This window comes from Paenibacillus sp. LHD-117 (genome assembly GCF_030929555.1).
Taxonomy (GTDB): Bacteria; Bacillota; Bacilli; order Paenibacillales; family Paenibacillaceae; genus Pristimantibacillus.
This window is the reverse complement of record NZ_JAVFVT010000010.1, coordinates 1-13944: the sequence shown is the minus strand read 5'-3', so window position 1 is coordinate 13944 and position 13944 is coordinate 1. Positions and strand designations below refer to the sequence as shown.

Here is a 13944-nt window from a genome sequence, read left to right as displayed (position 1 = left end):
GAATTTACAATATAAACGAAATGGGGATTGCAGGAGTGGCAACCCCTTGCGGAAGGAGGCGACTCGTTCTTAACGATTTGTGGATTCGAAAACATCACATATGGAGGCTAAAAGAAAATGAAACAAAGCAAAAAATACGTATCCTTGTTGCTAAGCGTCATTATGCTGCTGGGAATTGTAGCGCCTACGAGCGTATTCGCATCAGGGGTGTACAGTATTATTTACAAAGCCAACGGAGGAACCGATGCCGATTTTGCTGACTATAACGGCGGTTCCGGGTATGGTTCGGCTGACCCTTATACGATCAAGTCTAATTCTGAGACCGCTTTCACTTATGCGAATCACACGTTCGTCAAATGGAACAGCGCAGCTAACGGCTCCGGTTCGGACTATAATGCCGGCTATAGCGGAACGTTTGCCGGGGACGACAATATGGTTCTGTATGCTTTGTGGTCGTTGAACGCTCCGACGAGCGTCACCGCCGTAACTAATAATCCTACTCATATCGCGGTTACATGGAATGCAGTTCCTTCCGTCGACGCTTACAAAGTCGAAAGGAAAGTGAATGGCTCCGCGGACTCTACGTACGAGACGATCGCGAATAACTATGACGGCACGTCATATAACGATGCTACGGCTGTCGCCAACGTTGAATATATTTACCGCGTTTCAGGCATCGACGGCAGCTATGCGGCTCAATCGATCGTGACTTCTTCTCCCGCCATGTTGACTCCGAGCCCGGTTTTGAGCGGAGTAACGTTTGTTAGTCGCGTCAGCGATACGACCGCTTCGGTGAAATTTACATCGAACGATTCCGTAAGCGGAACCAAATATTATTATGTCGTCATGCCGACCGCTGATGCGGCACCAGTAGCTTCGGCTGTGAAATCCGGCGCGGTGAATGCCGGGGGCACCCAGGTGGCTCCAGGCGAAAATACGATCAATGTGACAGGCTTGACCGCAGGGGGCAAAGTGGTCTATATCGTCGTCGAGAATATCGTCGGCATGAGCGCGGTTGCTTCCATTCAAATTCCGCCCAGCGTGAATCCTTTACTTACAGTGCCTACGATTACGGGCTACTCTAATGGCGGTCTTACGACAATTTTAGGAGTGACTGCAAGCGTTACCGCAACAGCAGCCCCTTCCGGGTCAACTCAGTACTTTACGCTTGACGGTACAAACCCGACTACAAGCTCAACCGCCCTGCCTGGCAATTTAAGAATTACGGTTGCTCCAGCTGCGAATCTGCCGTCTCCGGTACAATTGAAAGTCGTTTCGTATGACGGCACATCTTATTCCAATGTTTTCACGCATACATTCGTATTTAAACTGCCAGCGCCAACGGATGTCAAAGCCGGTACTTTTGCAAACAATACTTATTTTCCAAGCGCCGCTGTACTTTCAGGAACTGCCGGTTCCACGATCTACTACACTTTAACTACGGATGGCACTGAGCCTGCGATTCCGACCGAGGCTTCCTCCGTTTATTCGGCGGCTATTCCCATCAATTCCAATCAGACAACGAGAATTAAAGCTTTCGCCAAAGCAACTGGAGCTACGCTTCCGAATGTTGTTAAAAGTGATGTCGTTGAACTTACTTATAAAGTGGATACGTCGTTGAAATCGTTGCTTGCCCTCAAAACGGGATCATGGACGGATTCAGAAAAGAAACAATTAATCGAGCAGGTGATCTCGCAGCTTACGCTCGATGAGAAAATCAATTTAATCGGCGGAACGAAGGGCTCAACCGCCGATGGCACCGCAATCAAGAACAACGGGGCTGCAGGCGGTACGTACACCACTCCTCGACTGATGTCCATGGGGATCGCGCCAATAACGCTTTCGGACGGGCCTGCGGGCGTTCGTATGGGATATAAGGCGACGACTTGGACGTCTCCGACGGCCATCGCCTCATCGTGGGACGAACAGCTTATGCACGACATCGCTATTCAAACCGGTAAAGAAGCGAAGTTTTACGGTATCGACATCATGCTGTCGCCGGGCCAAAATATTTTGAGAAACCCGCAAAGCGGACGCAACTTCGAATATTTTTCGGAAGATTCTTATTTGTCCGGCGTTGTGGCTCGCGAATATACCGAAGGTGTACAATCGCAAAACGTCGGCGTAACGCTGAAGCATTACGCCGGGAACGAGCAAGAGACGAACCGTCAAGGCGGCAACACGATCGCGTCGGAGCGTTCGCTCCGCGAAGTGTATTTGAAAGGGTTCGACATCGCGGCAACGGCAAAACCGTGGTCCATCATGTGTTCTTACAACCGTTTGAATGGCATCTATGCTTGCGAAAACGGCTGGTTGTTGACTGATGTGCTTCGCGGCGATTTCGGCTTCGACGGTTTCGTGATGTCAGACTGGGGCGCGACCCAATCGATCGTGGATACCGTGCGGGCTCAAATGGACTTGACGGAACCTAGCCTCAGCGCAGCCAAAAAGGCAGAACTGAAAGCCGCGATCGAGATGAACGTACTGGACGTTTCCTATTTGAACCAAACGGTTACGAACCTCTTGAACGTGGTCATCAAATCGAATACCTTTAAAGGCGAGTATGGAGCATGGGGACAACAATACGATTTGGTCCAAAAAGAGCAAGAGTTTTATAGCAGCAACTTGTTCGACGAGTCGAACTCGCTTGCCCGCAAAACGGCGGCAGACGCAATGGTACTGCTTAAGAACAACAATAATCTTCTTCCCCTTGCCGAAGGTTCTAACGTAGGTTTGATTACAAGCTCTAATTTGAAAGGACGCGGCGGATTCGGCGATAACGCCATAACGTCGTCTGACTTCGTATCCCGCGGAGGCGGCAGCGCCGGCGTTTACTTCGACCCGACGCATGCTTCCGTCGTCTCGCTGGAAGACGCCCTTCAAGAGAAATTTACGGTCACGAACGCAGACAACGTCAAAGATATTAAACAAGCGGCCGGTTATACGAAAAACTTGAGCTATACGTCCACGAGCGGACGAGTAACCGGCATCAACTTGACGTATACGGGAACATTCGATCAAGCGACGCTGGATGCATCGGCAGCTTCCCTGGCTGCTAGCTCAAACTACGGAATTTATGTAGTTAGCCGCCAGACCGGAGAGGGTGCCGACAATGCGCTCACTGGCAATGACGGTTATTACTTAACAACCGAGGAAGAAAAAACGCTTAAAGCCTATTCCGACGCCTTCCATGCGCAAGGCAAAAAACTGATCGTCCTGTTGAATATAGGAGCGGCGCTCGATACGACCGTCATCGACCAGTATGCGGATGCCATTCTTATTTCATGGCTGCCGGGGCAAGAAGGCGGACATGCAATTACGGATGTGCTTTCGGGTTTAGTGAACCCTTCGGGCAAGCTTACGCAAACGTTCACGAAGCATTTCGAAGACAGCCCGTCGATCGCGGCATCCAAAGAGTTGCCAGCCCGCCAATTGAATTTGGCGAATGCGGGCAACGCGGCAAACGCCGGAATAACGAACGGCGGATGGGGGACGAACCCGGTTTATTACGATGAAGGCGTACTTGTCGGATATAAGTGGTTCGATACGAAATTTTCCACCAAAGCTGAGTATGATGCCAAAGTTGCTTATTCTTTCGGTTACGGTTTGAGTTACACCAAGTTCGAGTTCAGTAATCTGTCGCTTAACAAGTCGGTATTTAATCAAAATAATCCGGATGACACGGTCGAAGCGACAGTAACGATCAAAAACGTAGGCTCCGTCAAAGGAAAAGAAGTCGTGCAGCTGTATCTCGGCATGCAAAACCATGCTTCTGAAGGACGTCCGATGAAAGACCTTCGCGGCTATCAAAAGGTCGAGCTTGAGCCGGGAGCATCTACTACGGTAACGTTTACGATTAAGCTGAGCGATCTTCAATACTACGACGACGGCTTCGAAGGAACGTTGACCGGTACGGAAACGACTTCCGACGTTGTGTATGGCAACGGTACAGGCTGGACCGTAACTCCGGGCAGCAAGTTTAATGTGATCGTCTCCAATACGTCGAACAATTTCGTAATCGAGAATGAAGAGGGGAAACAAGGCGTTACCGCTACGTTCGAATACGGAACGCCGGCTTCTTCCGGCAATGGAAGTGTTACGCCACCGGCAATTGAGCAACCAACGGAGCCGGAGACTACTCCGGAACAGCCTTCGGCTTCCGAAATACTGAAAGAAAAATTTAATGACGCAAGCTTGATTCCTGGCTGGGCACGGGAAGCGGTCGCGAATCTCGCCGAAAAAGGCATTATTGTCGGCAAGGCTGACGGTTCTTTCGACCAAGCAGGGGAAGTGACGCGCGCGGAGCTGCTGACGATGATCGTCAGAGCGTTCGGCTTCAAAGAGCAAGGCGAACCGACGGAATTCAATGACGTTCCCGAGAACGCATGGTTTAAATCGTTTATCGATATCGCTTCATCGAACGGCATTGCGAACGGCATCGGCAACGGCCAGTTCGGACCCAAAAAAGATATCACGAGACAGGATCTTAGCGTCATGATCTACAACGCGCTCAAAGCTCAAAACGTGCAATTGCCGGAGGTCGTATCCGGAACGTTCACGGACGACGATGATATCTCGGGTTACGCGAAAGAGGCGGTATACGTTCTGAAAACGCTTGGAGTCGTTCAAGGACGCAACGACGGCGATTTCGATCCGAAAGCGACCGCATCCCGCGCGGAAGCTGCCGTCATCATCCATCGCGTTCTCGAATATCTTCAAAAACCGAACAACGCCGAACAAACTAAATAAGCATGATCCAAAAGGGACTGAGCGACGTAAGCCGCTCAGTCATTTTTTCACTTCAAGAGATCCATTTGATTTCCTTAAAAAAATCCAGATTGAACGCAATATAATCCAGATTGTACCTTCGACATGACTAAAGATATTTAAATATCCTAATGTTATAATAATTAAACAGTCGATTACCCAATAAAATTCGACAATGAGGGAACAACGATGCTGCGCTCACACAAAACTTTTTATTTCTCGATGGCTGTCATGTTGCTCGCGTTCTCAGGCATCGCGGTTTTTTATGCTTGGAAAGCGATGCAAATCAATAATAACTTGACTTCCGATATCACCGTGGACAACCCGGCTATCCATCTTGTGCTTATATCGCAGGAATACGATAACCCCTACTGGAGATTAATACAGCAAGGCGCGAGGGAAATGGCGATACTAAAAGGGGTAGAAATCGAATATTTGGGGCCTACGCAGGCGGACGTTCGAGAGCATATCAAAATTATCGAAATGGTGATTGCTTCTAAGGTTGACGGAATCATCACGCAAGGCTTGGACGAGAAAGAGTTTACGCCAGTCATCAATAAAGCAATGAGTTTGGGCATCCCGGTCATCACCGTCGATTCGGACGCTCCGGACAGTCAGCGCGTTGCCTACGTGGGCACTGATAATTACACCGCGGGTTACATGGCCGGTAAAGAGCTCATCCAACAGTCCGGCGGCAATGCCCGAGTGGGCATTATTACGGGCAGCTTTACCGCATCCAATCAAATCGACCGGGTACAAGGCTTCAAGGATGCCGTGAAAGCTTATCCGAATATTCGGGTGCTCGATGTCACCGAATCGAACATCAGCAGGATTCAATCCGCAGCCAGCGCATATTCGATCGCCCAGCGATATCCCGAAGTCGATACGTTCATCGGGACTAGCGCGCTAGACGGCCTCGGCATCGTGCAGATGCTAAAGGAATCGGGAGATGAATTGGTGAAGGGAAGGGCGCGGATTATCGCTTTCGACGACTTGCCGGAAACGCTGTCCTATATTGATCAGGGCGTAATCGAGGCTACAGTGGTACAACAACCTTATATTATGGGACAAGAAAGCGTGAATCTGATGCTCGAATATCTTCAAGGCAAAAAAATTGTAACCGTATTCAATACGGATACTAAAGTTGTGCGCCGAGCCGACCTTACCGGGACGGGAGAGAAACAATGATCAAAATACAGACGAAGTTAATGGTATTTATTATCGCTCTAGTCATGTTCTTAAACGCGGTGGCTCTCGTGCTGTTTACGAACAGCATTAACTCCGTCGAGCAATACAATGCGATGCTGAATCGTTTTTTTCTATTGAACAATATTTATCAAAAGACGATCAACGTTAATTCCGCGATCAATTCATACGTTTTGTCTCCTACTCAAGATAGAAGCCTCCAAAATGCGTATTTGGCGCAATCGGCAGATCTTCGCGATAACAAGAACAAGCTCGCTGAACAAGTCGGCAACGATCAAAACCGTATGCTGATTCAAAACTACGGCAATATGATCAATAGTTTTTTGGAGGAAGGCAGCCTTACTATCGAGCAATACGACGCCCGCAATTACAACGATTATTACGATCATTTGACCCAGACGGGGAAAATATCGCAATTTATACAGGAATCAACATTATCTCTTATTAATAATGAACTGACGAACTACCAGCACTTTTATTTGTTAATGAATCAAAAAAACGACTATTTCCGGTCGATGGGAATTTATATCTTCCTGTCTACTCTCGTTATTTGCATCATGTTCACGTTTTGGTTCTCCAAAGGAATTACGAGACCGATCCAGTTGTTGACGGTCGCCGCCAAGCAAATCTCTCGAGGAAACTTCGATATTAAAAAGGTTAAAGTAAGAACGAAGGACGAACTGATGTTTTTGACCGATACTTTTAACCATATGTGCAAAAACATAAGACGATTGATCGCCGAAATCGAAACGAAATCGGAGTTAGACCAACTCATGAAGAAAATGGAAATTAAAAGCCTGCAAAATCAGATCAATCCGCATTTCTTGTTTAATACGTTTAATATGGTCGCAAAAATGGCTTTTCTCGAAGGCGCGGAAAAAACGAGCGAAGCCGTTGAATCGGTGTCTACGTTGCTTCGTTACAATTTAAGCAAACTTAATCATACCGTGATGCTGCGCGACGAACTCGAAATTGTTAAAGAATATTTTTTTATTCAAAAGATGCGTTTCGGCAAAAGGATAAATGTTGTCGAGCAGATATCGGAGCATGCGCTGGACTGCCCGATTCCTCCGTTAACCCTTCAGCCACTGGTTGAAAACGCTTTTACTCACGGCGTCGAATCCTATGAGAAGGGAGCGGAAATCGGCGTTAACGTATTTCGGTCGGGTGGCCGGGTCATCGTCGAAGTGAAGGATAACGGCATCGGGATGACGGAGGTTCAATTACGTGCCTTGCTGCAACCGGAAGACCCCGATACGATTGGAAACCTCGAACGATCGAAAGATTCCAACGGCATAGCCTTGCGAAATGTCAGACGGCGGCTTCAACTCTTTTATCAATACGATGACGTGATGGTCATTGAATCCGTTCCGGGCGAAGGAACGATCGTCCGTTTGTTATTGCCTTGCGAGGATGGACAGAAAGGGAGCATCGTACATGTGCAGGCTGCTTATAGTGGATGACGAAGAGATCGAGCGCAAAGCTCTCCGCATGATTATCGAAAGATATTTTCCAGAGATCGAGGTTGTAGGAGAATCGGAAAACGGCCGGATGGCAATCGAGATGACGGATACGGTTCAACCCGATCTCATTACGATGGACATCAAGATGCCCGGAATCGACGGGGTGGAAGCGGTTCAGACGATCCACGAGAAATACCCGGACATTCGGTTCATAATGGTTTCCGCTTTCGATACGTTCGAATACGCGCGAAAAGTCATGCGCAACGGCGTGAAAGAATATTTGGTCAAGCCATGCAAAAAAGAAAAAACAATAGAATCGATCCGGAGGATGATAGACGAAATCCATTCGGATCAAGATCGAAAACGTAAACTGAATGAACTGGAAAACAAAGTTCATCAGACCCTTTCGGTCATCGAAGCAGAGTCCGTGTCGGCGATTCTGATGAACTATATCCAAGACGTGGATCTATCGGATTGGGATGACAAAATCGGCTTTAAAGCCGGACAAGCTTATGCCGTCGTAATCACGCTTAGCGCTTTGGGAAGAGAACTTGACAAGGTTGAGAAAATGAAAATATACGCTGAGTTAAGGATGGCGTGCAAGCAATTGGAGCATTGTCTCGTCGGTCCGATGTCGGGAAGTCAAATCCCTTTGTTCGTCTTTCCGGACGCTTCTTCCGGCTCTAAATTATCGCCCCGGGCCCATGCAATGCAATTCGCCCGTAAGTTGACCCGTTCGATCGACAACCACGATTCCAATGTACGGGTATTCATCGGGATCGGTACGCCTTATCCGGAACGGGAGCGTTACGTCATGTCCTATCACGAGGCACTTCTCGCTTCCCGGGATCCGAATCTGCCTTCGCGAATTAAATATTTCGAAGATTTACGGGAAGCGGAATCCGACCCGTTCCGGTTGTATCCGAGAGACACGGAGAAGGCGTTGCTGCTCGCCATACGCAAAGCCGATAAAGAAGCGGCGCTAGATGTTTTTGATCGATACTTGGACGAGCTTTTTCAGGCGTCCAAATACGAGCTTCAAGTCGTGAAGCACGAGTTGGGGAAATTATTTTCCGTTATCGCTCAAATGTTAGGAGAAAGCGGTTTCAATACGGTTAGCTTCGAGGGCATGGATGCTTTTCATTCGGAGAAGCTGATCAAGGAACTGGTCAAATATCAAATGAAGATATTGATCGATAAGCTAGTCCAATGGTATGCGAACGATACGAGAGGGAACATGGAGAAAGCGAAAGCCTACATTGCGGACCATTACGCCAGCGACCTTTCCCTTGAGCACGTGGCCGACATCGTACAGCTTAACCCCTACTATTTTAGTAAATTGTTTCATGAGCGGTGCGGCTCCACTTTCGTCGATTTCCTCACGCAGATCCGAATCGCCAAGGCGAAGGAATTGTTGTCCGATCCAGGACAAAGCTTAAAAGATATAAGCAGCCAAGTCGGGTACCGCGATCCGAATTATTTCAGCCGGGTATTTAAGAAATGGACCGGTCAATCGCCTACGGAGTTTCGGCTTACGAGTCGCATCGGATAAACCACTAGCGAAAGGAAAGGCGGCCAATCATGCAGCGTAATTCTCGATACGTAATCGTCTCTCTCCTCGTAATATCGTGCTTGGTTGTTTCGGGCTGTACGGAATCGGGAGTCGGCGACGATCCGGGCAACGCTCCTGAAGGATCCGTTCGCTCTTTCCCCAATATCAATGTCACTCCGGTCGCGCGACCCGACATTAAGAACCAGATCGAAATATTAACTTGGTGGACCGGAGCCGGAGACGAAGCCGGGTTTAGAGCTTTACTGCAACTGTTCAAGCAAGAGCACCCTGACATCTATTTGTTTTCCGCCGCGGTGGAAGGCGGCGCTGGAGTCAATGCCAGGGACGTGCTGAAGCGCCGAATGGAGGAGGGCAATCCGCCGGATACGTACCAAGCAAATGAAGAGACCATTATCCGATCGGCGTCGCAAGGGCAATTGGCAAGTTTGAACGATCTTTTCGACGAAGAGGGCTGGAAGGATAAATTCCCGAAGGAAATCATCGACGAGCTGACGTTGGACGGAAACATTTATGCGATCCCCCTCAATATTCATCGAACTAACGTGTTGTGGTACAACAAAAAAATATTCAAGCAGCTAGATCTTGAGCCGCCCGGCACTTTCGAAGAGTTATTGGAGTTATGCAGACGGATTAGGGATGCGGGAATCGTTCCGTTAGCTTCCGGAGACAAGACGGAAATCTCTTTATTAAACAACGTTATTCTTGGAACGATCGGAACGGATCGTTATTTGGAACTGACCCGAGACGAGGCCTTGTACGACGATAGCATATTGACGAAAGTTTATGAGAATATGAAGGAACTCATGAGCTACGTCAATGCCGATCATGGAAATCTTTCATGGTCTGAAGAGGCCAAATTGTTCGGGGAAGGCCAAACGGCAATGCTCTCGATGGGGGATTGGGTTAAGGGCAATTTAAGCTTCATTCAGGAAATGATACCGGGAGAAGATTACGGATGGGTGACGTTCCCGGGAACGAAGGGGACGTTCCTTGCTACAATGGACACCTTCGGATTGCCAAAAGCCTCTAAAAATCCAGAAACGACGAAGGAATGGCTTAAGCTATTAGGTTCGGTTGAAGGCCAGGATACGTTTAATCCGCTCAAAGGATCGATTCCTTCCCGAATCGATACCGATTCAGCCAAATACGACGCTTATGGCCAACAAACGATCAAGGATTTCAAAGAGAGCCTGAAGCATTCCCGCCTGATTTTTAAATCGGTCGGAAGGCAAGTGTATCAAGGCTATTTAGAAGCCAAAAAGATTGATTCATAACGTTTGCTTGCAAAAACCCGAAAAGCTCCATTGCTTGTCGGGTTTTCGCGTTAAGCGGCAATTTTGAGGTTCGGCGGTTTGCCGTATAGTTTATTAAATATTTGGATTGTTCGCTTCTCTTCCTTGTCTTACATTGTAGGTACGATTGTAAGCGCTTCAGTGTTTGAGCGTTCAATCGAACAGAAACGAATGGGAGGCAAGGAGTAATGAGAGTCATTCATGGATTACGATCCGGCAAAAGCAAAAATGCGCTGCTGATCCTGGCGGCCGCAATACTTATTTTGGCGTCGTTTTTCTCGCCGGTGCAGCCGATCCGGGACGTCGAGCATGTATCTGCTACGACGGCGGAAGCGGAGGCTGCGGCAGCGGAAACCGCGACGTATTCGTTCGAGGCGGAGGCGCTTGTCAACGCGCTCGCCGGGAAGGCGGAAATCAAGAATTGCCAGGAAGCCACGGGCTGCTCGGGCGGGAAGCTGGTCGGCGGCTTATGGGGAGGTTCGTCCTTGACTTTCAACGAGGTTGTCGTCGAGGAAGCGGGCGTCTATACGATGACCGTGCATTATATATCCGGCGATCCACGTCCCTTCGCGCTGAGCGTGAACGGCGGCGGCAGCGATCAGTACAGCCCTCCCGCCACAGCGAATTGGGAAACGCTCGGCGCGTACGAGCTTCAGCTTGAGCTGCAAGCCGGCGCCAACGTTATCGCGTTCAGCGATGGCGGCGGCTACTCCCCGGACATCGATCGGATCGAGCTTCGTCTGACCGGTCCGGATGAACCGGGCAACCCGCCTGCGGGAACGGTTTACGAAGCGGAAGCGTCGGCAAACGTCCTGACGGGCAATGCAGCCGTATCCGGCTGCCAAGCGGCGACCGGCTGCTCGGGCGGCCAAAAGGTAGGCAATCTGTGGGGCGGCTCGATGCTGCAATTCCGCGATGTCACGGCCCGGAAGGTCGGCGTTTACCAGCTGAAGATCTCTTACGTATCCGGAGACCCGCGCCCGATATCGATCTCCGTCAACGGAGGAACGCCGGAAAATTACGCGTTTCCGAAAACCGATAATTGGGACACGCTTGGCGTCTTCGCCGTTGAAGTCGAACTGAATCAAGGAGCGAACACGATTACCTTCGATGACGACGGCGGCTGGTCACCGGACATCGACAAGATCGAGGTTGTCGCGAGCGGCGATTCCGGCGAGGATCCGGGTCCGGTTGACGATATCGGCCTCATCGGCGAAGCCGTCCGGTCGGAGAAGTTCGGCTCGATCCGCGTAACCGAACACGAGAAAGGGGCCACGTTCGCCACCCGTAGCTATGGCATTACGTTCAACACGGAATCCGGCTTGTCCGCGATCGCCTGGAACGACGGCAAGACGGTCATCAAAGGCGCTTACGCCAGCGCGCAGCTTGACGATGGCACGCTCCTAGACAGCCGGAAGTACGGAGAACACCGGTTCAGTCTGCATGACGTGGTCAAAATCAAAGACAATCACGGCAAAGGCATCCGCGTCACCGTCGAGAACCGCGAAGAAGGACTGCCGACGATGAAGCAGGTCTACCACCTGTACGATGATCAGCCGTATGTCCTCGTGTCGCAGCAGCTTGTCAGCGATTCGGCCATCCGCTCGAACGACATGGCGCCGCTGGCGGTGCATGCCAGCGGAGGCGTCGATATCGGCAGCTACGGAGACAAGCGCGTGCTCATCACGCCGTTCGATAACGATATGTGGTCGCGATACCAAGCACGGACGATCAATACGTCCCTGAATAACAATAATTACATCAGCTCCGAGATGACGGCGGTGTACGACAACGATAGCCGCGCGGGTCTGGTCATCGGTTCCGTTACTCATGACGTATGGAAAACGGGTATTTATTGGAGCGGATCGAACGACAGATTAAACAAACTGAAAGTATTTGGCGGCTTTACGTCCCAAACTTCGACGCATGACACGATCGCGCATGGCTACGTTGAGGGGACGACACTAACGTCGCCGCAAATTATGATCGGTTATTACGACGATTATCGTGACGGGCTGGAGGGCTATGGCGAAGCCAACGCAGCCGTCGCCCCGCCGCTCGAATTCGGCCGCGGCGTTCCTTCCGGCGTGCCGGTCGGCTGGAACAGCTGGGGCGCCTACGAGAGCTCGCTCAGCTACGATAAAGTCGTGGCCGTGTCCGATTTCGTCAAAGCCAATCTGCAAAAAACGTTCAACAACAAAGGCAACGTCTACATCAACATGGACTCTTATTGGGACAACCTAACCGATCAGCAGCTTCGCGATGCGGTCAAGAAAATCCGGAAGAACGGCCAGAAGGCGGGCATCTATTACGGGCCGTTCGTGTACTGGGGCGACAATATGGCGCAGCCGGTAGAAGGCACGGACGGGAAGTACACGTACGGCGACATTATTTTGCGGGACTCCTCGGGCAATCCGCTGCCGAAGGTGGACGGAGCCTACGCGATCGATCCGACGCATCCCGGCTCCAAGCAGCGCGTGGAATACGTGTTCAAGAAGTTTCTCGATTATGGCTTCGAATATATCAAAATCGACTTCCTGAGCCACGGCTCCTTCGAGGGCGTCCATTACGACCCGCAAGCGACGACGGGCATCCAGGCTTACAATCAAGGCATGGCGCACATCAACCAAACGCTGAAAGGGCGCATGTTCATCAGCGCGTCGATCGCGCCGCTGTTCCCGAGCCAGTACGCGCACGCGAGACGGATCTCCTGCGACATCGACGGATCGCTCGGCCGAACGGAATATCAGCTGAACAATCTAACGTATGGCTTCTGGCAGAATGGCACGATTTACCGTTACACCGACCCGGATTACATGACGCTCATCAAAGGCGGTTCGTACAACGCGGCTCAGACGCGGGTGAATGCGGCAGCCATCTCAGGCACCGTCTTCATGAGTTCGGATGACGTGTTCAATCCCGAGGCGCAGCAGCTCATGAAATCCCTGCTCACGAACAAAAACGTGAACGAAGTCGCGCTGCTCGGCGAAGCGTTCCGTCCCGTGGAAGGCAATACGGGAACGTCGGCAGCCGACGTATTCGTTCTGCAGGACAAGAAGGACGTTTACTTGGCCGTGTTCAACTATACGAACGAACCCGCGGCGAAACAAGTCGACCTCGGCAGGGCCTTCGGCGTCAAAGCGGGAATCAAGGCCGAGTTGACCGACGTCTGGACCGGCGCCAAATCGGAAGCGAGCGGCACGCTGGACGTAACGCTCGAAGCCGGCCAATCGAAGCTGTACAAGGTGAAGCTCAAGAAATAGCGAAGCAGCATAACGGCAATAACCAAAGCATAACATGCTCGCAGCGAAAAAAACGCCAGCCAACCGGACGATCCGGCGGACTGGCGTTTTTTGCTGCCGCGCGATGTTGGCAGCGGCTGTGTTAATCGGTCTAACGGACTCTGGGAGACTGTCGATTATTATTTCCAATCGCTTCAATGATCGTTTTTCAGCTTGCCAGTCTGCTTCGTATTCTTAAGGACATCGTAGATCGCTCCGAAAGGAGCGTAACCATTCGATCTTTCTAGCTATGATGAACGTAAAAACAGCCCCGTATGTGCTTCACGTCGTAGGTTAAAAATGGGAAGTAAGAACACAACCATTTTCAGAGCTACATAGCAAAAGGAGCTGTTACTATGCAG

General features: G+C 50.4%; 6 protein-coding genes. All 6 read left to right on the top strand.

The annotated features are described in order from the left end of the window. Positions 1–117 precede the first annotated feature (117 nt). The 6 genes from RB620_RS09530 to RB620_RS09505 all read left to right on the top strand — a co-directional run bounded on the left by RB620_RS09530 (position 118) and on the right by RB620_RS09505 (position 13564). On the top strand, positions 118–4749 hold the full coding sequence (locus tag RB620_RS09530) for a glycoside hydrolase family 3 N-terminal domain-containing protein (RefSeq protein WP_308093795.1): 4632 nt from the start codon (positions 118–120) through the stop codon (positions 4747–4749). Positions 4750–4956: 207 nt separating this feature from the next. Beyond that, positions 4957–5955 (top strand): sugar-binding protein, encoded by a 999-nt coding sequence (locus RB620_RS09525; protein ID WP_308093793.1) that lies wholly within the window; start codon positions 4957–4959, stop codon positions 5953–5955. Continuing rightward, the gene (locus tag RB620_RS09520) at positions 5952–7436 is read left to right on the top strand and encodes a sensor histidine kinase (protein ID WP_308093791.1); all 1485 of its coding nucleotides are present in this window, start codon (positions 5952–5954) and stop codon (positions 7434–7436) included. The genes RB620_RS09525 and RB620_RS09520 overlap by 4 nt, the downstream gene beginning before the upstream one ends. Then, positions 7411–8988 carry a response regulator gene (locus RB620_RS09515; RefSeq protein WP_308093789.1) on the top strand — a complete coding sequence of 526 codons (1578 nt, stop codon included), beginning with the start codon at positions 7411–7413 and terminating at the stop codon, positions 8986–8988. The genes RB620_RS09520 and RB620_RS09515 overlap by 26 nt, the downstream gene beginning before the upstream one ends. Before the next feature lie 29 nt (positions 8989–9017). Further along, positions 9018–10283, top strand: a complete 1266-nt coding sequence (locus RB620_RS09510; protein ID WP_308093787.1) for an ABC transporter substrate-binding protein — start codon at positions 9018–9020, stop codon at positions 10281–10283. 206 nt (positions 10284–10489) lie between these two features. Further along, positions 10490–13564, top strand: coding sequence for a CBM35 domain-containing protein (locus RB620_RS09505; RefSeq protein WP_308093785.1), 3075 nt, complete (start codon positions 10490–10492; stop codon positions 13562–13564). Positions 13565–13944 lie beyond the last annotated feature (380 nt).